Source organism: Streptomyces sp. NPDC001604 (assembly GCF_042893475.1).
Taxonomy (GTDB): domain Bacteria; phylum Actinomycetota; class Actinomycetes; order Streptomycetales; family Streptomycetaceae; genus Streptomyces.
This window is the reverse complement of record NZ_JBIAUY010000003.1, coordinates 384,282-408,017: the sequence shown is the minus strand read 5'-3', so window position 1 is coordinate 408,017 and position 23,736 is coordinate 384,282. Positions and strand designations below refer to the sequence as shown.

At 72.9% G+C, this 23,736-nt stretch carries 20 protein-coding genes; 9 read left to right on the top strand and 11 right to left on the bottom strand.

What is annotated here, in order from left to right:
* Nucleotides 1–163 precede the first annotated feature (163 nt).
* From efeB to ACFY1E_RS11340, 4 genes are all read right to left on the bottom strand, one after another.
* On the bottom strand, nucleotides 164–1,387 hold the full coding sequence (gene efeB / locus ACFY1E_RS11355; protein ID WP_389074120.1) for an iron uptake transporter deferrochelatase/peroxidase subunit: 1,224 nt from the start codon (nucleotides 1,385–1,387) through the stop codon (nucleotides 164–166).
* Nucleotides 1,384–1,620, bottom strand: a complete 237-nt coding sequence (locus ACFY1E_RS11350) for a hypothetical protein (protein WP_389074118.1) — start codon at nucleotides 1,618–1,620, stop codon at nucleotides 1,384–1,386. The genes efeB and ACFY1E_RS11350 overlap by 4 nt, the downstream gene beginning before the upstream one ends.
* Nucleotides 1,617–2,846 carry an EfeM/EfeO family lipoprotein gene (locus tag ACFY1E_RS11345; protein ID WP_389074115.1) on the bottom strand — a complete coding sequence of 410 codons (1,230 nt, stop codon included), beginning with the start codon at nucleotides 2,844–2,846 and terminating at the stop codon, nucleotides 1,617–1,619. Before ACFY1E_RS11345 ends, ACFY1E_RS11350 begins: the two co-directional genes overlap by 4 nt.
* Before the next feature lie 202 nt (nucleotides 2,847–3,048).
* On the bottom strand, nucleotides 3,049–4,731 hold the full coding sequence (locus ACFY1E_RS11340; RefSeq protein WP_389074113.1) for an acyl-CoA dehydrogenase family protein: 1,683 nt from the start codon (nucleotides 4,729–4,731) through the stop codon (nucleotides 3,049–3,051).
* Between the two features lie 72 nt (nucleotides 4,732–4,803).
* Here ACFY1E_RS11340 and ACFY1E_RS11335 point away from each other — a divergent pair, with 72 nt between their 5' ends.
* From ACFY1E_RS11335 to ACFY1E_RS11325, 3 genes are all read left to right on the top strand, one after another.
* A complete protein-coding gene (locus ACFY1E_RS11335; protein ID WP_389074111.1) occupies nucleotides 4,804–5,547 on the top strand; it encodes a PaaX family transcriptional regulator C-terminal domain-containing protein in 744 nt (247 codons plus the stop codon).
* 169 nt (nucleotides 5,548–5,716) lie between these two features.
* Nucleotides 5,717–6,229, top strand: a complete 513-nt coding sequence (locus tag ACFY1E_RS11330) for a hypothetical protein (protein ID WP_389074108.1) — start codon at nucleotides 5,717–5,719, stop codon at nucleotides 6,227–6,229.
* A gap of 9 nt (nucleotides 6,230–6,238) precedes the next feature.
* A complete protein-coding gene (locus ACFY1E_RS11325; RefSeq protein ID WP_389074106.1) occupies nucleotides 6,239–10,558 on the top strand; it encodes an HAD-IC family P-type ATPase in 4,320 nt (1,439 codons plus the stop codon).
* 7 nt (nucleotides 10,559–10,565) lie between these two features.
* Here the strand turns inward: ACFY1E_RS11325 and ACFY1E_RS11320 are convergent, their stop codons facing one another.
* A complete protein-coding gene (locus ACFY1E_RS11320) occupies nucleotides 10,566–11,642 on the bottom strand; it encodes an NADH:flavin oxidoreductase/NADH oxidase (RefSeq protein WP_389074103.1) in 1,077 nt (358 codons plus the stop codon).
* 92 nt (nucleotides 11,643–11,734) lie between these two features.
* Here ACFY1E_RS11320 and ACFY1E_RS11315 point away from each other — a divergent pair, with 92 nt between their 5' ends.
* Nucleotides 11,735–12,100, top strand: a complete 366-nt coding sequence (locus ACFY1E_RS11315; RefSeq protein WP_389074100.1) for an ArsR/SmtB family transcription factor — start codon at nucleotides 11,735–11,737, stop codon at nucleotides 12,098–12,100.
* On the opposite strand, the gene ACFY1E_RS11310 is transcribed toward ACFY1E_RS11315, so the two are convergent.
* Nucleotides 12,023–13,408, bottom strand: coding sequence for a nucleobase:cation symporter-2 family protein (locus ACFY1E_RS11310; protein WP_389074097.1), 1,386 nt, complete (start codon nucleotides 13,406–13,408; stop codon nucleotides 12,023–12,025). The genes ACFY1E_RS11315 and ACFY1E_RS11310 overlap by 78 nt on opposite strands.
* A gap of 132 nt (nucleotides 13,409–13,540) precedes the next feature.
* On the bottom strand, nucleotides 13,541–14,896 hold the full coding sequence (locus tag ACFY1E_RS11305; protein WP_389074095.1) for an FAD-dependent oxidoreductase: 1,356 nt from the start codon (nucleotides 14,894–14,896) through the stop codon (nucleotides 13,541–13,543).
* A 190-nt stretch (nucleotides 14,897–15,086) separates the two neighbouring features.
* Between ACFY1E_RS11305 and ACFY1E_RS11300 the strand changes: the two genes are divergently transcribed.
* Nucleotides 15,087–15,554, top strand: coding sequence for a DUF6214 family protein (locus ACFY1E_RS11300; protein ID WP_389074092.1), 468 nt, complete (start codon nucleotides 15,087–15,089; stop codon nucleotides 15,552–15,554).
* Here the strand turns inward: ACFY1E_RS11300 and ACFY1E_RS11295 are convergent.
* Nucleotides 15,539–16,228 (bottom strand): TetR/AcrR family transcriptional regulator, encoded by a 690-nt coding sequence (locus ACFY1E_RS11295; RefSeq protein WP_389074090.1) that lies wholly within the window; start codon nucleotides 16,226–16,228, stop codon nucleotides 15,539–15,541. The two genes, ACFY1E_RS11300 and ACFY1E_RS11295, sit on opposite strands and share 16 nt — an antisense overlap.
* Before the next feature lie 198 nt (nucleotides 16,229–16,426).
* Here ACFY1E_RS11295 and ACFY1E_RS11290 point away from each other — a divergent pair, with 198 nt between their 5' ends.
* Nucleotides 16,427–16,675 carry a DUF2630 family protein gene (locus ACFY1E_RS11290; RefSeq protein ID WP_389074087.1) on the top strand — a complete coding sequence of 83 codons (249 nt, stop codon included), beginning with the start codon at nucleotides 16,427–16,429 and terminating at the stop codon, nucleotides 16,673–16,675.
* A gap of 16 nt (nucleotides 16,676–16,691) precedes the next feature.
* Here the strand turns inward: ACFY1E_RS11290 and ACFY1E_RS11285 are convergent, their stop codons facing one another.
* The 3 genes from ACFY1E_RS11285 to ACFY1E_RS11275 all read right to left on the bottom strand — a co-directional run bounded on the left by ACFY1E_RS11285 (nucleotide 16,692) and on the right by ACFY1E_RS11275 (nucleotide 18,662).
* Nucleotides 16,692–17,381 carry an HAD family hydrolase gene (locus ACFY1E_RS11285; protein ID WP_389074084.1) on the bottom strand — a complete coding sequence of 230 codons (690 nt, stop codon included), beginning with the start codon at nucleotides 17,379–17,381 and terminating at the stop codon, nucleotides 16,692–16,694.
* A complete protein-coding gene (locus ACFY1E_RS11280; protein ID WP_389074082.1) occupies nucleotides 17,378–18,052 on the bottom strand; it encodes a phosphatase PAP2 family protein in 675 nt (224 codons plus the stop codon). The genes ACFY1E_RS11285 and ACFY1E_RS11280 overlap by 4 nt, the downstream gene beginning before the upstream one ends.
* Nucleotides 18,053–18,113: 61 nt before the next feature.
* Nucleotides 18,114–18,662, bottom strand: a complete 549-nt coding sequence (locus tag ACFY1E_RS11275) for a DUF5134 domain-containing protein (protein WP_389074079.1) — start codon at nucleotides 18,660–18,662, stop codon at nucleotides 18,114–18,116.
* Nucleotides 18,663–18,826: 164 nt separating this feature from the next.
* Between ACFY1E_RS11275 and ACFY1E_RS11270 the strand changes: the two genes are divergently transcribed.
* The 3 genes from ACFY1E_RS11270 (at nucleotide 18,827) to ACFY1E_RS11260 (ending at nucleotide 23,732) form a co-directional block, all read left to right on the top strand.
* A complete protein-coding gene (locus ACFY1E_RS11270) occupies nucleotides 18,827–20,491 on the top strand; it encodes an FUSC family protein (RefSeq protein WP_389074077.1) in 1,665 nt (554 codons plus the stop codon).
* Nucleotides 20,488–21,030: a MarR family winged helix-turn-helix transcriptional regulator gene (locus ACFY1E_RS11265; protein ID WP_389074074.1), complete on the top strand. Its 543-nt coding sequence runs from the start codon at nucleotides 20,488–20,490 to the stop codon at nucleotides 21,028–21,030. Before ACFY1E_RS11270 ends, ACFY1E_RS11265 begins: the two co-directional genes overlap by 4 nt.
* Before the next feature lie 101 nt (nucleotides 21,031–21,131).
* Complete coding sequence (locus tag ACFY1E_RS11260) at nucleotides 21,132–23,732, top strand: cellulosome protein (protein WP_389074904.1); 2,601 nt, start codon at nucleotides 21,132–21,134, stop codon at nucleotides 23,730–23,732.
* The last annotated feature ends 4 nt before the right edge of the window (nucleotides 23,733–23,736 follow it).

Genomic DNA, 23,736 nt, shown 5'->3' with positions numbered 1-23,736 from the left:
CACCGAATCCACTGCCACGATCCGTGGCCATGACATCTACGGCTCGATCCTGGGCAATGGTGGCGGCGGGGCGGAGGAGTGGCAATGACGCGTCAGCGAATCTTCGGTCAGGAAATCCTCATTGTCTCTTGGCATGCCCTTGACCGGCATCGGCAGGGTGGGATCAGGCCAGCAGGGCGCGTCCCAGCCAGTCGGAGCCGTCCCGGACACCGGGCAGGGCGAAGAAGTAGCCGCCGCCGAACGGGGTGATGTAGTCGACCAGCGGCTCACCGGCCAGCCTCTTCTGCACCGTCTCGAACTGGCGGGCGAGGTCCTGCTGGTAGCAGCAGAACAGCAGGCCCATGTCGAGGTTGCCGTTGCTGTCCGTACCGCGGTCGTAGTTGTAGCCGCGCCGCAGGATGCGCTGGTCCTCGGTGGCGGCGGTGCGCGGATTGGCCCGCCGGATGTGGCTGTCCAGGGGGATCACATCGCCCTGGGGGTCCTGCGGGTAGTTGGGGGCGTCGGTCTCGTGACGTCCGTCCAGGGGTGCGCCGGTGTCCCGGGCGCGGCCGAACATCCGCTCCTGCTCGGTGATCGAGACCCGGTCCCAGAACTCCACCAGCATGCGGATCAGCCGTACGACCTGGTAGCTCCCGCCCACGGCCCAGTCGGGCTCGCCGGTGCCGCTGCCCACCCATACCAGGCGGTCCATCGTCCGGGCGTCGCGCCGGTCCGGGTTGGCGATGCCGTCCTTGAAGCCCAGGTGGTTGCGGGGCGTGCCCGAGGGGCGGGGCGGGCTGATGAAGCCGTCCATGCGCCAGCGCACCTGCATACCACCGCGGGTGTGCCGGGTGAGGTCGCGCAGGGCGTGGAGCACGGTGTCCTGGTTGGCCGCGCACAGTTGCACGCTCAGATCGCCGTGGCACCAGGCGGCATCCAGGTCGTCGTCGGGGAACGACGGCATCGTGGTGAGCCGGTGCGGCCTGCGGGAGCCCAGGCCGTAACGGTCGTCGAAGAGCGAGGCGCCGACGCCCACGGTGACGGTCAGGGCGTCCGCCGGGACGTCCGGGCCGAGGGTGCCGGAGTCGGCGGGCGGCCCGGTGATGCCCAACTCCTCCGGGCTGCCACCGGAGGTGAGGAACCGGGCCCGGTCCGTCACCGTACGCAACAGCTCCGCCAGTTCGCCCCGGTTCTCCGCGGTCGCGTCGAAGGCCACGAACGCCGTGGCCCGCTGGGCCGGAGTGACGATGCCCGCCTGGTGCCGCCCGTGAAAGGCCACGCGCCCCTCCTCACGCACCGGCCCGGCGGCCGACGCGCCCTGACGACCGGCGGCCACAAGCCCGGCCCCGGCAGTGGCGGCTGCGGCGGCCAGCAGGCCGCGGCGTGCGATGTCGGGGGGCGGGGTCACGTGGTCCTCCGTATGCCGGTGGAGGCGGGCCGGGCGGGAGGTCGCTCGACTGCCGCTCCCGGGTCGGTGTCGACGGTCTTGCGGTGCGTGCGGAGTCGCGCGGCGGGGGAGAGGGCGGCCGGCGGGCCGTGGAGTGCGATGTCGGGCGGCCGGTTCACGTGGTGCTCCGTGTGCCGGCGGGGCTGGGCGGGGGCCAGGAGGCCGGGGCTGGTGATGTCCTGCGGCGGGCTCACGCAGTTCTCCGTACGTCCGTGAGGGTGGCCACGGCGGCGAGGTGCTCGGCCAGTTCGCTCAGGTCTGCGTCGAGCTTCTCCCGCTGGGCGCGGGAGAGGCGGTCCAGCGGTGTCCAGTGGCCGTCGTGCTCGGCGGCGTCGAGCGTGTGCCGGGCCCGGGTCATCCAGGAGTCCAGGTCGGGCAGGCCTTTGTCACGGGACTTCAGCAGTGGACGCAGACAGCCGAGCAGCACGCCGGTGCCGTCGAGGTTGGCGCGGGCGGTGGCCAGATTGGTGCCGCTGCCGTAGTCGGTACGGCCCGTCAGCTCGAACTGCACGGTGTTCTCCACGATCTCGTGCGCGCGCAGACCGACGTCGGCCGGATCCATCCGCTGGTCGGGCCAGCCGTCGCGCAAGGCGTGCACGGCCTTGGCGAGCCGGTCCGCCGGCCCGCGCAGGCTGCTCGCCGGCTCGCCGTGCCACAGCCCGTACTCGACCCGGTGGAACCCCGTGAAGCCCGCGTCGTGCACCCCGCCGGACAGTCCCGCCGTGGTCCCGTTGATCGCCGAGTCCGCGTCACCGAAGGTGCCGTAAGCCGCGCCCATCCGCTCGTACACCAGGTGTGCGGGAAGCCAGTCGGCCCGCGCGGCCGAGAGGTCCCCGCGGTCGATCGCGTCGCGCAGCACGTCGGTCTTGTCCGCCAGCTCGACCGTGCGGGCCCCGATCCACCTCTGGTAGGCGAGTGTGGGCGGGATGAGCTGCTGCTGGGTCACCGGGAGGGCGGCCGGACCGCTCCGCACGTTCCCGCCGGTGATGTGCACGGTGGGGCCGGTGACGGCGTCGGCGTCGTCGGGCAGGCACTTGAAGGCGTACGAGCCCTTGCCGAGCGTGACGCGTATCGGGCGCTCGGTGCCCGGGGCCAGCCCTTCGACCTCGCCGTAGACGGCGCCCGTCTTGGCATCGGTCAGATAGACCTCGGCCGCCGAGCCGGAGGTGTTGCGCAGCTCGAAGACCTGACGGCCGGGTTCCGGGTGGGTCCAGCCGCGGCCGCAGGCGGCGGACGTGACCTCGACGGTCGTGTGCCGCAACCCGTCCGCGGCCCTGGCTGGATGCTGTCCCGCGCCGGAACACCCTGCGGCCAGCAGACCGGCCGTCAGCGCAGCCACCGCCGCGAGGGCTCCGCCCGCGAGCAGCGCGGTGCGCCGCCGGGCCCGGGGAACGGGTGGACCGGATGCGGTGTCGGGCATGCCGGCCCTCCTTGACAGTCGTACGAACGAGTCGGCGCCGAATGATCCTAAGCAGGCCGCAGGACCGCGACGGCGTTCCTGACCGCTTCCTGACCGGAGGAAGAGCCAGAATTCGGCCGGGGTTCACCCGCCCGTCGGGCAGCGTGGCGGCGTCTCACCTGCGAGGAACCCCGGTCCACGGCGCCCCGCATCCCCCGTCGGCTCAACCTCCGCCCGGCAGCGCCCGCCCCAGCACGGCGTCCAGATCGGCGGCGTCCGGCAGAGTGCCGAAGGCGTGTCCCCAGTCGCCGCCCAGCCGGGTCGCGCAGAAGGCGTCGGCGACGGCGGGCGGGGCGTGCCGGACCAGGAGCGAGGCCTGCAGGGTCAGCGCCATCAGCTCCACCAGGCGGCGGGCACCGGCCTCGGACCCGGTGGCCAGCAGGCCCTCGAGCCGGACCACGGCGGAATCCAGCCGCTCGTCCGCGCCCCGCGCCAGGGCGAGCTCGTCGAAGAGAGCCTGCGCGGTGCCGGGCTCACGCCTCAGCGCCCGTAGGACATCAAGTGCGTTGACGTTCCCCGAGCCCTCCCAGATCGACAGCAGCGGAGCCTCGCGGTAGTGGCGGGGCATACCCGACTCCTCCACATAGCCGTTGCCGCCGAGACACTCCAGGGCCTCCGCGGTGAAGGCCGGGCCCCGCTTGGTCACCCAGTACTTGCCGACGGCGGTCGCGATCCGCCGGAACGCCGCCTCCCCCGCATCCCCGCGCACCGCACGGTCCGCGGCACCCGCCAGCCGCAGGGCGAGCGTCGTCGCGGCCTCCGACTCCAGCGCGAGGTCCGCCAGCACATTGCGCATCAGCGGCTGGTCGACGAGGCGCGCCCCGAACGCGCTGCGATGGCGCACATGGTGACCCGCCTCGACCAGCGTCCTGCGCATCAGCGTCGCCGACATCATCACGCAGTCGAGCCGGGTGCAGTTGACCATCTCGATGATCGTCTTGACGCCACGGCCCTCCGGCCCGACCAGCCAGCCCACCGTCCCGTCGAACTCGGGTTCGGAGGAGGCGTTGGACCGGTTGCCCAGCTTGTCCTTGAGCCGCTGGATGCGGAAGGTGTTACGGCTCCCGTCGGGCAGGATCCGCGGCACCAGGAAGCACGACAGACCACCTTTGTCCCTGAGAGGGGATGCCTGCGCCAGCACCAGGAAGACGTCGCACATCGGCGCCGACGTGAACCACTTGTGCCCGCGCAGCTGGTACACGCCCGGCTCGGCGGTCGGCCACGCCGTGGTCGTGTTCGTACGGACGTCGGAGCCGCCCTGCTTCTCGGTCATCCCCATGCCGGCGAGCAGGCCGCGCTTCTCCGTCGGCACCCGCAGCCCCGGCTCGTACTCACGGCTGGTCAGCAGGGGTTCGTAGATCCTCGCGAGCTCGGGCTGCGCCCGCAGGGCGGGTACGGCCGCGTATGTCATCGAGGTGGGACAGCCGTGCCCCGCTTCGGTGTGCCCCCACACCAGCCCGCCCGCGGTACGGGCGACATGGGCGCCCGGCCGGTCCTCCGCCCACGGAGCGGCGGCCAGGCCCTCGGCGACCGCGGCCCGCATCAGATGGTGCCAGCTGGGATGGAAGTCGACCTCGTCGATGCGGTTGCCGTAGCGGTCGTGCGTGCGCAGCACCGGCTCGTGGACGTTGGCCTGCTCGGCCCACTCCTGCGCCTCGGCGCTGCCGGCCCGCAGGCCGATCCGCCGGACGTCCTCCTCGGCCCATCCGGCGCCCTCCCGGCGCAGGCCCTCCAGCAGGGCCGTGTCCTCGGAGGCGTCGTACGGCGTCAGGGCGGGCGGCTGGTTGGTGACGTCGTGCGTGGCGTACTGCCGGCGGGGCTGCGCGGGCGAGGGTGTCGAGACCATGCGGTCATGTTGCACCTTGCCTGCGGCCGTAGCAATATTGCAACAACAAGCGCGCACGTAGAGTACCTGCCCATGCGGATGAACATGTCGGTGCAGCCCGGCGAGGTCGACCTGCCGCCGCTGTCCGCGCGGTCCGTCGTGCTGAGCCTGCTGCTGGGCACGCACCCACCGCAGCTTCCGGTGAAGGACCTCGTCCGTGCGGTGGAACCCTTCGGCGTCGGCGGCTCCACGCTGCGCGCAGCGCTCAGCCGGATGGTGGCCGCCGGTGACCTGCGGCGCACCGACGCCGTCTACCGGCTCAGCGACCGCCTGCTGGCCCGCCAGCGGCGCCAGGACGAGGCCGTGGAGGCCCGCACGCGCGCGTGGGACGGCGACTGGGAGATGGTGGTGATCACGGCGACGGGCCGCGGCCCCGCCGAACGCGCCGACCTGCGCACCCGGTTGACCGCCCTGCGCCTGGCCGAACTCCGCGAGGGCGTCTGGCTGCGCCCCGCGAACCTCAGCCGTTCCCTGCCCGACGATCTGGCGCAGGTGGCCCAGTCCTACACCGCCCGCCCCGACCGGCCCGCGCGTGAACTGGCCGCGCAGCTGTGGCCGTTGGACTCCTGGGCCGCCACCGCGCGCTCCCTGCTCGCCCACGTCGCCGAGGCGCACCGCCCGGCGGACCGCTTCACCGCCTTCGCCGCGGTCGTCCGCCATCTGCTCGCCGATCCCGTGCTGCCGCCCGAGCTCCTTCCCGAGGACTGGCCGGGCGCGCCGCTGCGTGCCGCGTACGGGGCGTACCAGGGGGAGATCACCCGGTCGATCGGGCACTGAACCGATCGGAACCCGACACGACGGCGGCCGCACGCGCCACTCGTAGGTGATGCCTCCCCTCGGGGCCGGACGGGAATGTCATCTCGGCACCCCGAGCGCGGGTGACGTCGCATTTCGCGGGAACCCGGTGCGCACACGAAGGGCCACGTCATACGAGGTGAAGAGAGCTATGGACACGCAGCAAGCGTCGACGACTCTGCTCGAGCCGCTGCGGACCGCGGCCTCGGCGCTGCGCAGGGTGCCCGGTGCGGGGGTCGTGACCAGGGCCACCGAAGGTGCGCTGGACCGGATCGGAGCCGTCTCACCGCAAGGGCGCCGGATAGCCGTGTACACCGGAGCCGGAGTGCTCGGCCTCGCCGGTGTGGTCGAGTGGCCGGTCGCCCTGACCGGTGCAGCCGTGGCCTGGCTGACCCAGCCGAAGCCGGAGGACAGGCCGACCACGTCCGCCCGGAGCGGGAGCACGGCGTCCGGCACCCGCGGCAGGATGACCGCGACACTGACCAAGAACACGACGGCACAGACCAAGAAGGCCACCGCACTGGCCAAGAAGGCCACGGGCCAGAGCGCGAAATCCAGCGGTCCGGCCAGTGGGTCCACCGTTCAGAGGACGGCGTCCGCCGGTCGCGGCAGGTCCACCGCGTCCGACGGCTCGACGGCCCACCGCAGCAGCGCAACCGGCTGAGGGTGAGAGATGGTTCTGCAACTGCTCACGCGGCCGGCGAGCGCCGCCGTCGGGATCGTGTCGGTCGGCCCCCGGCTGCTCGCCGGAGGGGCCGCTCCCGCGGTGGGTGTCGCCGCCGGAGCGGTCGCAGGCACGGCTCGGGCCGGGGTACGGGGCGCGGACGCCGCGGTTCGTGTCGCACGGGTCGCCCGCAACGCCGTACCGCTCACCCCGCATCCCTGGCAGGCCGGATCCCGGGCGCACCTCGCGCTGCGGCCCGCCCAGCCGGACCGGGTACGGCACGCGGGCGGCATGGAGCATGCGGCGCGCCGGGTCGCCAAGGCGCTGGCCGAGCGGCCTGACGTGGCCCTCGCGTACTGGGACGGCGGACTGGGGCGGCTCGTGGTGACCGCGACCGAGGAAGCCCTCACCGACCGGGTCGTGGAGAAGGCGACGGAACTCGCGGCCCGGCACGGTCTGGAGCAGACCGACGAGGTGATCGACGACGTCCCGCACCCGGCCGATCCCGCCGGGGTGCGGGCCGCGGCGACGGCGCTCGCGGTGGACGGCGCGGGCATCGCGGCCGCACTGATCGGCTACGGCCTGCGGCTGCCGGCCTCGCCACGGGCGGTGACCGCGCTGGTCACCATGGTGCGGGAGAACCCGCGCTTCCGCGGCTGGCTGCGGGCCCGGATCGGCCGGTCCCGCATGGACCTGGCGCTGGCCGTCGCGAACGCGGTGGCCCATGGCGCGGGCCGGACGCCGACGCCCCTGGTCCTCGACAGCGCGTTGCGTGCTCTGCAGCTCGGCGAGACCGTGGCGCGCACGGCTGCGTTCGACGCGGTCCACGACCAGGTCTGCCTGCCGGAGCGGGACAGCATCGCCACGGGGGACCGCTGCCCACGCCCGCCGCTGCGTACCTCACCGGCCCAGGAGTACGCCGCGAAGGCGGAGACCGGCAGTGTGCTCGGCGCCGCTGCCATGCTGCTGGTCAAGCACGACGGCAGGGAGGCGGCGGAGGCGGTGCTCGCGGGCTCTCCCAAGGCCGCGCGCTACGGGCCCGCCGCCTTCCACGCCGTCCTGAGCGGCGCGCTGTCCCGTGCGGGCGTGCTGGTGCGGGACACGGAACGGCTGCGGCAGCTGGAGATGGCCGACACGGTCGTCCTGCATCCGAGCGCGCTGCGGGCCCCGGGCGAGGGCGCCGACGCGTGGGCCGAGGCCGTACTGGACGTGGCACGACGCGCGCGCCTGCGGGTGGTGATGGTGGACGACCCGGCCCTGGCCGACTTCACGAGCCTCGTCGACCAGGTGGTGAGCGCCGAGCGGCCGCTCGCCGAGGTGGTGCACGCGCTGCACGACGACGGCGCCGTCGTCGTGACGGTCGCCCGGCCGACGGCGTCCGACGACGACGTCCTGACCGGGCTGCTCGCCGGAGACGTGGCCCTCGCCGTCAGCGACGGCGACAGCGCCGTCGTGTGGGACGCGGACGTACTGGCCCTGAACGGTCTTGTCGACGTCTGGCGGCTGCTCACCGCGGTCCCGGCCGCACGCGCGGTGGGCCGCAGGTCGCAGACGCTCGCACGGTCCGGTGCCACGCTGTCCGGGCTCCTCGTGACCATCGGCGAATCCCGCCGTGGACGCCCCACCCCATGGCCGGGCCTGCGGCACACGCCCGTCGACGTGAGCGCGGCCTGGGCCCTGCTGAGCGGAACGCGGGCGGCCCTCGCTGTGGCGGCGGCCCGCGCCCCGCACCCCCGGCCGCGCGTGGCCTGGCACGAACTGCGGCCGGCCGAGGTGCGCGACCGGCTGGAGCACGAGACGGAACCGGAGCCGGCCTTCGCCGAGCAGCTCACGGACCGGGCACGCACGGCGATCCGCACACTGGGCAGGCAGCCCTTGCTGGCGCCGGTCCGGGGGTCCCTGGAGCTCGCCCGGGCCGTGCGCCGCGAACTCGACGATCCGCTGACCCCGGTGCTGGCGGTCGGCTCGGCCGCCGAGGCGATCCTCGGCTCCGTCGTGGACGCCCTGCTGGTGGTCGGCGCGCTGGACCTGAACGCCCTCGTCGGCGGCGTCCAGCGGCTGCGGGCCGAGCGGGCGCTGTCCAGGCTGCTGGCCGAACAGAAACCGAAGGCACGGGTCACGGAGGAGGAGACGTCCACCGAACCGCACCTCGTGGACGCCACCAAGCTCTCGCCCGGTGATGTGATCGAGCTCCGGGCCGACGACGTCGTACCCGCCGACGCCCGGATCCTGTGGGCGGACGGCCTGGAGGTGGACGAGTCCGCGCTCACGGGAGAGTCACTGCCGACCGACAAGGGCACCGACCCGACCCCGCACGCCGCCGTGCCGGACCGGCACTGCATGGTGTTCGAGGGCACCACCCTGGTGGCCGGACGGGCCCGGGCCGTCGTGGTGGACACCGGCGAGCGGACCGAGGCCGCCAGGGCCGTCCACCTCGCCGCCCGCACACCGCCGGCCGCCGGGATGCAGGCCAGGTTGCGCGAACTCACCAACAAGGAACTGCCGTTGACGCTGGCGGGCGGGGCCGCGGTGACCGCGCTCTCGCTGCTGCGCGGCGCACCCGTCCGGCGTGCGGTGAGCGGCGGCGTGGCGGTGGCGGTGGCCGCCGTCCCCGAAGGGCTGCCGCTGGTCGCGACCGTGGCGCAGATGGCGGCCGCACGCCGGCTGAGCAGTCGCGGCGTCCTCGTCCGCACCCCGCGCACCCTGGAGGCCCTGGGCCGGATGGACACCATCTGTTTCGACAAGACGGGCACCCTCACCGAGAACCGTTTGCGCCTGGTGCGGGTGAGCGACGCGGGCGGCACCGCCCATGCGCCGGACGCCGAGGCGGCCGACACCACGCTGCGGACCGCGGCCCGCGCGTGCCCCCGGCTGAACGGCGGCACGGAACAGCCCGTGCACGCCACCGACGAGGCCGTCCTGGACGCGGCCGCCCCGGACCCGCGGTGGACCCAGACCGCGGGGCTGCCCTTCGAGGCCGGCCGCGGGTATGCCGCCGCTGTCGGCCAGGAGGAGGACGGCGCGCCCCAACTCGTCGTCAAGGGCGCCCCCGAGACCGTGCTCCTCGCCTGCCCCGGCCTGTCCCCGGAAGCCTCGGACGCGGCGCAGGCCCTCGCCCGCGACGGACTGCGCGTACTGGCCGTGGCCCGGCGCCGCCTGGACGCGGACACGGCCTCGGAGATCATCGAACAGCCCCTGCAGGACCTGGAGTTCACCGGGCTGCTCGCGTTCGCCGACGTGCCGCGCGACACCTCCACGGCCCTGGTCCAGGGCCTGCGGGCGGCCGGCGTACGACCCATCGTGCTGACCGGCGACCACCCGCAGACCGCCCGGGCCATCGCCGCCGACCTGGGCTGGCCGGAGGACACCGGCGTGGTCACGGGCGACGAACTGGCCTCCGCGGACCGGGAGGCGCGGGCCCGGATGCTGCGCGACATGGGCGTCGTGGCCCGGGTCGCGCCCGAGCAGAAGCTCCAGGTCGTCGAGGCGCTGCGGGACGCGGGCCGGGTGGTCGGGATGGTCGGCGACGGCGCCAACGACGCCGCGGCCATCCGCGCCGCCGACATCGGCGTGGGCATCAGCGCCCGCGGCTCCGCGGCCGCCCGCAACGCGGCCGACCTCGTCCTGACCCTCGACGACCTCACGGTCCTGATCGAGGCGGTCGCCGAAGGGCGGGCCCTGTGGCACAGCGTCGCCGACGCCACCACCATCCTGATCGGCGGCAACGCGGGCGAGGTGGGCTTCGGCATCCTGGGCACGCTGCTGTCGGGCGCGGCACCCCTGTCCACCCGTCAGATGCTGCTGGTGAACCTGCTCACGGACCTGTTCCCGGCGATGGCCGTGTCGGTGACACCGCAGGCGCCGGGGGACCGGCACCCCGACTCGCCGGACGGCGCGAACGGCGCCGAAGGGACCGAGCCACTGGGTACCTCACTCCTGGGCGCCCCCCTGATGCGCAAGATCCGCCACCGCGCCCTCACCACCACCCTGGGCGCGACCACGGCCTGGCTGTTCGGCCGCTTCACACCGGGTACGGCCCGCCGATCCGCCACGATGGCGCTGTGCGCGCTCGTCGGCACCCAGCTCGCCCAGACGCTGGCCGACCGCCGCAACAGCCCGCTGGTGGCGGCCACCGCCCTCGGATCGGCGGCCGCCCTGTTCGCCGTGGTGGAGACCCCGGGCGTCAGCCGGCTCTTCGGCTGCACCCCGCTCGGCCCGCTCGCCTGGACCGGCGTCACCGCGGCGATCGCGGTCGCGGTGGCCGGTCAACGGGCGGTGCCGCACGTGGAGCGGGCCGTGCTCCGCCATGTGCCGGCAAGGATGCGGTGAGGGTGGCTCAGACGGACCGGTGGTACTGGTCGGGCACGTGCACATCCCCGCCGAGCTCCCGCGCGGCCTGCCGCGCCCACGACGGGCTGCGCAGCAGCTCCCGCCCCAGCAGCACCGCGTCCGCCTCCCCGTTGGCGACGATCTTCTCGGCCTGCTCGGCATCGGTGATGAGCCCCACCGCGGCGACCGGCATCGTCGTCTCGGCCTTCACCCGGGCGGCGAAGGGAACCTGGTAGCCGGGGCCGACAGGGATGCGGACGCCCGACGCGTTGCCGCCGGTGGACACGTCGACGAGGTCGATGCCGTGGGCCCTGAGGTCGGCGGCGAAACGGACGGTGTCGTCGGCCGTCCAGCCTCCCTCCTCCAGCCAGTCGGTGGCCGAGATGCGGAAGAACAGCGGCTTGTCGTCCGGCCACACCTCCCGTACGGCGTCCACGACTTCGAGGGCGAAGCGGGTGCGGTTCCCGTACGAGCCGCCGTAGGCGTCGGTGCGGTGGTTGGAGTGCGGTGAGAGGAACTCGTTGATCAGGTAGCCGTGCGCGCCGTGGATCTCGGCGACCTCGAACCCGGCGGCCAGCGCCCGGTGGGCGGCATCCGCGAACTGGACCACGATCTCCTGGATCTGATCAGTGGTCAGCTCGGTCGGCACCGGGTGCTTGTCGTCGAACGCGACCGCGCTCGGCGCGAGCGCCTGCCATCCGTGCGCGTCCGCGCCGACCGGCGCGCCGCCCTTCCAGGGCCGGTCGGTCGAGGCCTTGCGACCGGCGTGGGCGAGCTGGATTCCCGGCACCGTGCCCTGCGAGAGGAAGCGCGTGATACGGCGGAAGGCCTCGACCTGGGTGTCGTTCCAGATGCCGAGGTCGTAGGGCGAGATGCGGCCCTCGGGCGAGACACCGGTGGCCTCGACGATGATCAGCCCGGTGCCGCCGGCCGCGCGCGCCGCGTAGTGCGCGAAGTGCCAGTCGTTCGGCGCACCGGTCTCCGGGCCCTCGGGGGCGGCCGAGTACTGGCACATCGGGGGCATCCAGACCCGGTTCGGGATGGTCACGTCGCGCAGGGTGAAGGGCTGGAAAAGGGCGCTCATGGGGAGCTGCTCCGTTCTCGCGGGACCGAAGGACGGCTCGTACGATAGCCATCGTAGTACGGGAGATGTCAAACTACGACACCTCTCGTACAATGGAAGGCGTGAGTACCCCTGCCCCCGCCACCGCCGGCCGTGATCTGCCGCACCCCGCGCGAACCGAGATCCGGTTGGAGGCCGTGCTGCACGCCCTCTCCGACCCGATGCGGCTGCAGATCGTGCGGGAGCTCGCCGCCGAGCGCGACGAGCTCACGTGTTCGCACTTCGACCTGCCGGTCACCAAGTCCACGTCCACGCACCACTTCCGGGTGCTGCGCGAGGCGGGGGTGGTCCGGCAGTGCTACCGGGGCACGGCCAAGATGAACGGCCTGCGCCGGGAGGACCTAGACGATCTCTTCCCGGGGCTGCTCGACAGCCTGCTCGCCGCCGCCGCTCGGCAGGCCGCCCGCCTCGGCGGCTGAAGCCGCCTTCGAGGGAAGGTGGTTGAAGAGCAGGTTCAGCAGGATCGCCGTCAGACAGCCCGCGCTGATGCCGCTGTTCATCACCGTCTGGAACCAGTCCGGGAACTTCGCGTAGACCGTCGGGACGCCGACCGGCAGCATGCCCACGGCCACCGACACCGCCACGACCGTGAGGTTGTGGTTGTCCTTGAAGTCCACCTGGGCGAGGGTCCTGAGGCCGCTCGCGGCCACCGTCCCGAACATCACCAGACCCGCCCCGCCCAGCACCGGCGCGGGTATCGCCGCGACCACCGCACCCAGCTTGGGCAGCAGGCCGAGCAGCACGAGAATGCCGCCCGCGGTGGCCACCACCCAGCGGCTGCGCACCCGGGTCATGCCGACGAGGCCCACGTTCTGCGCGTACGCCGTGTACGGGAAGGTGTTGAACACACCGCCCAGCACGGTCGACAGACCGTCGGCGCGCAGACCGTCCGCCAGTGAACGCGGCTCGACCCCGCGTCCGGTCATCTCCCCGACCGCGATCAGGTCGCCGGTCGTCTCGGTCATCGTCACCAGCGCCACCACCAGCATCGAAATGATGGCCGACGCGTGGAAGGTGGGCGTCCCGAAGTGGAACGGCGTGCTGATGCCCAGCCAGTGGGCGTCGCCGACGCCGCTGAAGTCCGTGAACCCGAAGGGGATCGCCACCGCCAGGCCCACCGCGATGCCGATCAGCACCGCGATCCGGCTGAGGAACGCCGGCGCGAACCTCTGCACACCCAGCACCACCAGCAGCACGAAGAGGGCGAGACCCAGGTTCTTCGGCTCCCCGAAGTCCTTCGCCCCGACCCCGCCCGCGGCCCAGTTGCCCGCGACCGGCAGCAGCGACACCCCGATGATCAGGATGACGGTGCCGGTGACCAGAGGCGGGAAGAAGCGCAGCAGCCTGCCGAAGACCGGAGCGAGCAGTACGATCGCGAGCCCCGCGACGATCACGGACCCGTAGATCGCGGGCAGTCCGCCGCCCGTCGTCCCGATCAGCACCATCGGCGACACGGCCGCGAACGTGCAGCCCTGCATGATCGGCAGCCGCACCCCGAACCGCCAGAAGCCCACGCACTGGATGAGCGTCGCGATGCCGCACACCAGCAGATCCGCGGTGATCAGATACGCCAGGTCCGCGGGCGACAGTTTCATCGCACCGCCCACGATCAGCGGCACCGCCACCGCGCCCGCGTACATCGCGAGCACGTGCTGCAGACCGAAGGCGGCCAACTGCCGTACGGGTGGGACCTCGTCGACGGGATGGACGGGGGTGGTCGTGGCCATGGGCACTCCAGAGCGGCGGCGAGGGGGAGGGGCACATCCGAACAGCACGAGACCGTAAAAGGCTTGAACAGTTTGTTGATTTCAGCGTTGTTGCCGATGTGTGTCCTGCCCACTGGACGCCGTTCGACTCTGCTACGACACCTGCTGCGAGCCCGCCGCCCGCGCCGCCGCCAGCAGCGACTCCCAGTCCGCCAGCTTGACGACACTGCGCCCGAGCGAGGCCCCGAGGGCCGCCTCTGCCTGCTCGATGGCCTGCCAGCCCGTCCAGGAGACCGGTTCGATCCCCTCGGCGCGCAGCGCCGCGAGCGGATCCTCGGGGAGTTCCTTGCGTACGAGCACGGGAGCGTCCTCCAGCAGTGACAGCACCGTCTCCTTGGCGCACGGACGGTTGGTGCCGATGACGCCCGTAGGGCCGCGCTTGATCCAGCCGGCCACGTACTCACCCGGTGCGACGACGCCCGCGCGCAGCACACGTCCGGCCAGATGCGGCACGGTGCCGCTCGCCGCGTCGAAGGGCAGCCCCTCCAGCGGCACCCCGCGATAGCCCACCGAACGCAGCACCAACTGCGCCTCGATCTCCTCGTAGCGTCCCGTGCCCGTCACGCCGCCCCGGCCGTCGGGCTCCGTCCGTTCGAAGCGCACCGCACCCACGCGCCCCCCGTCGGCGAGCAGTTCGACGGGGCGCAGGAAGAAGCGCAGCCGGATGCGGCGCGGCGCGTCCTGGGCCGGCGCCTCGGCCCAGCCGCGCAGCACGTCCACGTTGCGGCGCTGGACCGCCGGCAGCGCGGCAGGCTCCACGTAACCCGGATCGATCTCCAACTCCGCCGGATCCACGAGGAGTTCGGTGTTCGGGAGGCCGCCCAGCTCGCGCAGTTCCTTGGTGGTGAAGCGGGCCTGGGAGGGGCCGCGGCGGCCCACCATGTGGATGTCGCTCACCCGGCTCGCGGACAGCGAGCTGAGCGCCGCCTGCGGCATGTCGGTCGGGCTCAGCTCCGCCGGACCGCGGGCCAGCATCCGCGTGACGTCCACCGCGACGTTCCCCACGCCGATGACCACGGCGGACCGGGCGTCGCGCACGAAACCGTCGTCGGCGGAGTCCGGATGGGCGCTGTACCAGGACACGAACTGCGTCGCCGACCAGCTGCCCGGCAGGTCCTCGCCCGGGATCCCCAGGTGGCGGTCGGTGGCGGCACCCACGCAGTACACGACCGCGTGGTACAGCTCGCGCAGCCGGGCGGCCGGCAGTCCGCCGGGGCCGACCTGGATGCCGCCGAGGAACCGCACCCGTTCGTGCTCCAGCACCGTGCGCAGGTTGTTCTGCAGTGACTTGATCTTCTCGTGGTCCGGTGCGACGCCGTAGCGCACCAGGCCGTAGGGGCACGGCAGCCGGTCCAGGACGTCGACGAGCACCCCGGGGTCCAGCTGGACGAGGTTCTGGGCGGTGTAGACCCCGCTGGGCCCGGAACCGACGACGGCGACACGCAACACGGCGGAACTCCTTACGAGAGGAGATCGCTGACAGCTCCAGCATCGCACCGCCGGTGCTCCGCTGACAGGGTGCAGGCGCGGCACCGACGTGCGTGTCCACCCTTGCCGAATGTGATCAAGTGGTTACGTTCCGCGTGTGCTAGACGCATCCTTTCTTAATCTTTCTGATCGTTGTCCGACGGACGGCACGGTGTCCGTATGGCCCGCGTGGGAAGTGCGGGAGGACGAGCGTGCCACCTCGTGGTTCACCGTCCGGCTTGCGTTCACCGACGGTGCCCGGATCGACGCGCTCGCCGTGGTCTGCGAGGGCTGTGCCTCGCTGGAGGAGGTCCGCTCCCAGCCGGCGCTGTCCCTGCACGACCTCGCGGAACTCGCCGAGTGGATCGAGGAGCCGCTCTTCGAGGCGTGCGGCCCCGGGGCGGATCCGGCCGCCGGGGGCGACGGCTCCCCGGTGCCCCGGCGGGCCCGCCCCGCGTGGCCCCCGGGCGTCGAGGGCCGCTGGCTCGTCGCCCAGGAGTACCGCGCGGCACAGGAAGGGGGCTTCGACCCCGTTCTCGCGGTGATGTGCGCGACCGGTCACAGCCGCCGCAAGTCACTCAGGCTGATCTCGCAGGCACGCGACTCGGGCTTTCTGTCGCCCCGTCACGCGCGGCGCTGACCGGTCTCGGGCCCCGGCTCCTCACCGGTCGCGAAAAACCTCGAAAGATCCGTCTCGCACGTCGCGCCGGAGGCCGCTTCGGCGTCCGGCGGCACGCCCATCTCCCAGTCGAGCCGGTAGCGCTCGAACAACTCGGCCCGCAGGGTCGTGATCGGCATCGGCACGTTCGGCAGCACCATCGCATAGACGGCACCCATCAGCAGGGAACGCAGCAACGGGTAGTCCACGTCGACGTCCTGCGCCCCGTTCCGGGCGACGACGTCCCGCAGCACCTCGGCGAGACGCTGCTGCTCCGGGCACTGCACGAAGCCCTCCGCCTGCAGCAGTCCGGCCATGTGCTGGCGCATCAGCACCGGCCGGTCCCGGGCCAGCCGCAGAATCGCGTCGATGGCCCGCGCCATCCGCTCCCGGCCGTCCTCGGTGCGCGGTTCGCGTTCCACCGCCTCCTCCAGCGTGCGGTGCATCAGCCGGTGCACCGCGGACTGCACGAGCTGGCGTTTTCCCGGGAAGTAGTACGACACCAGGCCGCGCGCCGAGCCCGCTCTGTCGGCGATGTCGCCGAGGGTCGTCGCCTCGTAGCCGTGCTCGCCGACGAGTTCGACGGCCGCCTGCAGGAGCCGCTCCCGGGAACGTCTCCGCAACTCTTCATTGACCGAGGCGCTGCGCGGGGACATGCTGTAACTCCTGCGTTGACTGGCTGCCAGCCAACTATACTCAGAACGTCCTGATCGGAGCTCCATAGGGGCTGGTCAGGGCTGCCGTCTGCTTCGGGCGACGCGGGGGATCGTCCGAGGCGGGCGGCCTCCTCGCCCTGAAGGTGTCCTCAGGCTACTTTCAGGGCGACCGGTCGCGCATTGTCTGGAGGCCCGGACATGGAACAGGAACAGCAGATTCTGGCCAGAATCACGGAGATGGTCGAGGACGAGCGCAAGCTCCGTGAGTCCCTCGCGTCCGGCGAGATCGACAGCGCGACGGAACACCAGCGGCTCGGCGTGCTGGAACGCGAACTCGACCAGTGCTGGGACCTGTTGCGGCAGCGGCGCGCCAAGGCCGAGTTCGGGGAGAACCCGGACGACGCACACGTACGGCCGTCCTCGCAGGTGGAGGGATATCGGGGCTGACCGCCCGGCGCGGCCGTCAGCCCGCCAGCTCCAGCACCGGCCGCAGCCCGTCCGGCCGCTCGGCCGCCAGCAGATGGTCCACCAGGTGCACCCGGCACCCCAGGGCCGCCGCGCCGCCGTCCGCCCGCCGGTCGTCACCCACCATCAGGGTCTCCCGCGGATCGACCCCGAGCGCCTCGCAGGCCACCGCGAACAACCGGGGGTCGGGCTTCTGGATGCCGTGCTCGTACGACAGGACGTACGCGTCGACATACCGGTCGAGGCCGTGCTCGCGGAAGACCGGGCGCAGATCCCAGCCGATGTTGCTGACCACGCCGATGCCGATCCCGCGCTCGCGCAGCGCGGCCAGCACCTCGGTGGCGTCGGGGTAAGGGGTCCACGCGGCCGGCGTCTTGTGCCGGTCGTACAGCGCGTCGTGCAATCCCGGGTCGGGGAGCGCCACTTGGCGGGAGAGTCCGGTGTAGGCGGCACGGTGCAGTTCGGTGCTCTGGTCCCGGATCCGCCACACCTCGGACAGTTCCTCGGGCAGTTGCGCCGGATTCGCCCCGCCGGGCAGGGCGCCCGCCACCTCCAGCGCCTTCGCCGCCTGTGCCAACTCGGGCTCCGGCAGCGTGAGGCCGGCGTCGTCCAGCACCGCACGCAGCCAGGACGCGGTGGACTCGATGCGGAAGAGAGTGCCGGAGAAGTCGAACAGGACAGCCGTCATGAGCGGATCTTACGTTGATGGACCAGCACGGCCAGCGCCACCAGCATCGCCCCCAGCAGCCAGCCGCCCACCACGTCGGAGGGCCAGTGCACGCCGAGCCATACGCGCGTGAGCCCCACCCCGAGCACCGAGACCACCCCCACGGCCAGGGCCGTACGCCACACGGCGCGGCCGGGCCCGTAGTGGTGCAGGAGCCACAGCAGGAGGCCGCAGACGACCGTGGCGGTCATCGCGTGCCCCGACGGGAAGGCCGCGTAACCCGCCGAGTCGACGGGGTCGGCCCAGACCGGGCGCGGTCGGTCGACCGCGGCCTTGAGGGTCTGTTGCAGCAGGCCGCCCAGCGTGCAGGTGGCCGCCAGCCACAGTGCCGTCCACCATGCCGAGCGCCGCCACGCCAGCCAGACCACGGCGACCGCGCACACCAGACGCATCGTCCAGGGGTCCCAGACCCAGTCCGTCAGGATGCGGAAGGTGTGGGTGAGGCCGGATTCGTCGACGGCCCAGCGGTGGGTGGTGCGGGCGATGTCGCCGTCGACGCTGATCAACGGGCGCCACTTGACGGCGACCAGGGTGAGCAACAGCGCGGAGCACAGCGCCAGAGCGGCCGCGGCGCGGGTGGTGGTGCGGTGGTCCGGCGGGCGGGGCGGGGAGTCGACGGGCGCGGAATGCATACAGCGATCGTCGCCGACCGACGGGGTGCGAGGCCAATGCCCGTGGTCGCGCAGCCCCGCGTCAGAGCGTGATCAGCATAGCCACCATCGCGATCCCCATCGACAGTCGGCACGCCCGCGCCAGCTCCGGACGGTCGCCCCAGCCCACCGAGCCGCCACCGGCCGTGGCCACGCCGGGCATCAGCCGGACACCGGCCAGCAGCACGAATCCCGTGAAGTAGAGCAGCAGCACCCCTGTCACCAGCGGCACTCCGCCCGAACTCCCGTGCCCGGCATGGTGTCCCGGGGTGGCCGCCATCACGACCGCCATGTACACCATGGCCGAGGCGCCCACCAGGTGGTGCAGATGGTGCGCGTTCGTCCGCGCCGCCCACAGGGCGCGCAGCGCGGCGACGCCGAAGACGGCCGCGTACCCGGGCCAGGCCCAGGTCGGCGGGCTGAACGCAGCCGCCGGTACGGCCATGGCGGCCATGCCGAAGCCCATCAGCGCCTCGCCGCCCGCGGCCCGGCGCTGCTCCTCGACGGTGCTGCGCATCCGCAGCAGACAGTAGGCCCCGGTCGCCGCACACAGCGCGACCAGCAGCCAGCCGGGCGAAGCCGGTCCGTGCACGCGCACCTCCCCGCTCGACGGTGTCGACAGTCGGTGGTTGCCCGCAACACGCGGCGCGCACGCAAGCGCAAGGATGTACACGGGGAGCATTCGCGGGAGCACAACAGGTGAGCGAGTGAACGCAAAATCATTTACGAGTAAAACACCTGCTAAACTCATGCACCATGAACCGTGTGACGCCCGCTCCCGCCACCACCCCGCGTGTCCGCCGTCTCCCGCTGGCGGGGGTGCTGCGGTTGGGCCGCCCCGCGGACATCTGGTTCAAGCCCGCACTGAGCGTGGTCGCCTCGGTCGCCCCGCCCAACCTGGCGCTGCTGGCCCTGGGCCGGCTCGACCTGGCGATGTACACGATGGCCGGGGCGCTGTGCGCGCTGTACGCCCACAACCGTCCCTACGCCGCCCGGGCCCGCACCCTGGCCTGGGTGGTCCTCGGCATGGTCGGTGGTCTCGCGGTCTCCCTGGTCGCCGCCTCGCTCACCCACAGCGCCGTCGTGCTGGTCACGATCGGTGCACTGCTGGCCGCCCTGCAGAAGGCGGTGTGCGACGCGACCCGCATCGGCCCGCCCGGCAATGTCGTCCCGACCTTCATCACCTCCGCGTCCCTCTTCGCCCCGCAGACCCTCGGCCAGGTCCCCGCCCATCTCGCGCCGGCGCTCGCCGCGGGTGGCTGGGCCTGGGTGGTCGGCATGGCGCCCGGGCTGCTGCGCCCGCACGGACCGGAGCGCCGGGCCACCGCGGCCGCCCTGAGGGCCGCCGCCGCCCACGCCGTCACCCGCGGCACCGGCGACGGCCACGCCCGGACCCGTACCGCGGCGGCCGCCGCCGCCCAGGCCGCCTGGCAGTCGCTGCTGTCCACCCGCGACACCGGCACCCGGCGCGCCCTCGAACGCCTCGTCGTCCGCGCCGAAGTCGCCCTCGCCGCCCCCGCCGACACCGACCCCCAGCAGCTGCGCGCCTGGGCCCGCGAGCTGACCGGGACCGGACCCGTCCCGGAGGTCCACGACCCGGCGGCCACCGCCGAACTCCTCGGCGTGGACGCCGAACTCGCCGTCCCGCCCCGCCCGTTGCGGCAGCGACTCGGCCCGCTCGCCCCGATCGCCGTACGCACCGCCCTGGGCTGCGCCCTCGCCGGCTACGCCGCCCTCGCCCTCGGGATCGGCCGCCCCTACTGGGCCCTGGTCACCGCCGCCTCCCTCTACCAGGCCAATCTCGCCCTCACCTGGAGCCGGGGCGTCCAGCGCGTCGTCGGCAACCTTGTCGGCGTGTTGCTCTTCGCCGCGGTCGTCCCGCTCGCCCACCTGGGCCCGGCGGCCCTCGTGCTGTGCTGCCTCGCCCTCAACTTCGGCGCCGAGGCCCTGATGGGCCGCAACTACTGGCTCGGCAGCGTCTGTGTGACCCCGATGGCCCTGCTCATCACCGAGTTCACCCGGTTCCAGGAGCCCGGGCGGCTGATCGCCGAACGGGTCGTGGACACCCTCGTGGGTGCACTGGTCGGCCTCCTCGCCGCCGTCGTCGTCACCAACCGCCGCGCAGGCGACCGGGTCGAGCAGGCGCTGGCCGCCGCCGAGCGCGCCCGCGAGCACACCGCCCGCCTGCTGGCCGAGCCCGTCCCCGCGCCCGCCGCCCTGGAGGCCGCCCGCCGCTCCCTCGCCGCCTCCCTGGCCGACCTGCGCGCCACCGCCGACGCCGCGTCCGGCGAGTGGTGGCAGCGCGCCCTGCCCCAGGAGCGGGTCGTGCACGCCGAGCAGGCCGGACACCGTACGCTCGCCGCGACGGCACGACACCAGGGACTGCACCGGAGCGCGAGAGCGGAGGGCGTACGGCCATGACGGCAGCGAACGGACGGCAGGCGGCGGCGACCAGGGGCGAGGACACCGTCTCCGCGGTCGTCCGGCAGTGGCAGGCCGTCCACCCCGACCTCGACACCGGCCCCATGGAGATCATCGGCCGTATCAACCGCTGCGCCGCCCTCCTCCAGCAGGCCGAGGACGCCCCACTGCGCCGCGCCGGCCTCAGCCGCCCCGAGTTCGACCTGCTCGGAGCGCTGCGCCGCACCGGCCACGAGCTGACCCCCGGCGAACTCGCCCGCGAGACCTTCTCCTCGGGCGCCGCCGTCACCAAGCGCCTCAAGCAGCTCACCGAGCGCGGCCTGGTCGAGCGCCGCGGCGACACCCGTGACCGGCGCGTCGCCCACCTCCGCCTCACGGACGCCGGCCGTGATCTCGTCGACGGCATCCTCCCCGAGCAGCTGGCCTACGAGACCTCCGTACTGGCCGTCCTCGATCCGCAGGGGCAGGGCGAACTGGCCGGGCTGCTGGGCGAGTTGCTCGGCCGGCTCGAAGGCCGCCTCGGCGCGCTCCGCGTCTGAACCCGCGCTGACCGCCGCCTCCGGAACTTTCGGAGGCCGTAGGCCCGTTGACGTGATCGACACCGACTCCCTACGGTCGACCGGGCCGGTTCGGATCGTCGATCGGCGTACGACATGCCGAACGAAAGGGCGATGCCGTGACAGCCGAAACGCTCACTGTCGACCTGGGCACGGAGACCGGTCCCTTCCACGGCGGCGCGAGCGGCACGCTCTACGGCCTGTACGGCGACGGCGTGCCCAGCCGTGCCGTCGTCGAGGGCATGTACGTCCGCACGGTCACCACCAAGGCCCAGGACGGCATCCAGCACCCCGGCGCCGACGCCCTGGAGATCCTGCCGTCCTTCGTCGCCGCGGGCGGCAAGGACGTCTACGTCTACCTGACCGACATCCACCGCGGCTTCCCCTACGAGTGGCCGGGCGCCACCGGAGAGGAACGGCTCACCGCCTACCTGGCGAACATCCAACGCCAGGTCGCCCAGGTGCAGACGCTGGGCGCCCTCAAGTCCCATGTCGTGTACGTGCCGTTCAACGAGCCCGAGGGCAACATGTTCGGCACGGGGGAGTGGAGCTACGACCAGGTCTCCTGGCACACCGAGCCGGGCCCCTACTTCGCGGCCTGGCGGCAGGCGTACCACCTCATCAAGGGCCTGGACCCCCAGGCGCGCATCGCCGGCCCGAACACCTGCATCCTCTACCCGGAGGTGCGCGGCTTCCTGGAGTTCGCGCGTGAGCACGGCGTGCTCCCCGACGTGATCACCTGGCACGAGCTGTCCTCGCCGGACGAGGTCCGCAGGAACGTCGCCAAGTACCGGAAGCTGGAACGGGACTTGGGTATCGGCCCGCTGCCCGTCAATCTCAACGAGTACGCCCACAACTACCATCTGTCCGTCCCCGGGCAGATGATCCAGTGGATCGCCGCGATCGAGGAGTCCAAGGTCGACGCCGACATGGCGTACTGGAACATCGCAGGCAACCTCAACGACTCGGCGGTCGAGGCCAACAAGGGCAACGGCCAGTGGTGGCTGTTCAACGCCTACGGGCAGCTGTCCGGCAACACCGTCCGCGTCACCGCACCGCACCCCAACGTCCAGTACACGCTGCAGGGCGTCGCCACGCTCGACCGGCTCAAACGGCAGGCCCGCGTGCTGTTCGGCGGCGCGGGCGGAGGCGCGGACCTGGTCCTCGAAGGCGTCGACGCGGACGTGTTCGGCACGAGCGTCCACGTACGCCTCCAGGAGATCGCCTGGAGCGGCCAAGTCGGGGCGAGCGCCCAGTCCCTGCGACTGCTCGACGCCGAACTGCCGGTCGTGGACGGCCGGGTGACGCTGACGCTCACCGACCTCGACGAGATGTCCGCCTATCAGTTGATCGTGGCCCCCGGCGGCCACGGCGCCGCCCTGCTGCCGCCCGCGGCGGGCCGGCGGCTGACCTACGAGGCCGAGGACGCCACGTACACGGGCGGCGGCTACGTCAGGCACGGCCCCGAGGGATCCCCTTCCGACGTCGACAAGTTCGCTACCTCCGGCGGCCACCACATCGGCGGCCTGCGCACCGGCTCCGACGGCGTGCTCGCCTTCGACGTCGAGGCCCCGCAGGACGGGACGTACGACCTGCGGGTCTTCGCCAACTCCCACAACCTGGCCGACCTGGTGCGCGAGCACGGCCCCACCAACGTCTTCCTGCGCGTCGACGGCAAGGACGCGCGCGAACTGCGGCTGCCGCTCGGCTACAAGTGGGCGGTGTGGGGCCACACCGACACCGAGGTCGAACTGACCGCCGGCCCGCACCGGATCACCCTCGCCGCGCAGGACCCCGACCTCGGCACGACCCGGGGGGACGCGGTCGTCGACAAGCTGGACCTCGTGCTGCGCGACGACCAGGAGGCCCTGTACGAGGCCGAGTTCGCCGCCCTCGACGCGGGCGCACGGGTGAGCTACGCCGGCCTCGGCGCCTCCGGCCCCGGTGCCGCCGTCCTCCCGCGCGGCGGCACCGTCACCTTCTGGGTGCATGCTCCCGACGACGGCGAGGCGACGGTCACCGTCGACCTGCTCGGCCCCGGCGAGGGCCTGCTCACGGTCAACGGCGAGGAACTCGGACCCGTGCAGCGCGGTGCCGTGCCGCTCTTCCTGGCCGGCGGCATCAACAAGGTCACCGTCACCGGGACGTCGGACCGCCTGGTCGTGGACCGGCTGCGCGTCGGCGCCTCCCGCTCACTGCTGCCCACGTCCGTTACCGCCGCCGAGGACGGCGTCCTGACCGGCAGCACAAGGGTGACGGGCCACTCGTACGCCACCGGAGGCAAGGCCGTCGACGGCATCGGCGCCGGCCCCGGCAACGCGCTCACCCTGACGGTGACGGCCGAGCGCGCCGGGCGCCACGCACTCACCATCCGCTACTCCAACGGCGAGCAGGCGCCCGCCACCCACTACAACCCCGACCCGGTCTGCCGGCACGCGGACATCTCCGTCAACGGCACGGCACCGCAGCGCGTCCTGTTCCCCACCACCTTCCACTTCAACAACTTCTGGAACCTGTCCGTCCCCGTGACCCTCCATCAGGGCAGCAACACGCTCAACTTCACCGCCGACGAACTCCCCGACTTCGACGGCCGCACCAAGAACGCATACGGCCGGCGCTCGGCGTACGCCCCGGTCATCGACCAGGTCACGGTGACACCGCTGGCCCGAGGGGCCCTGTCGTGACGGG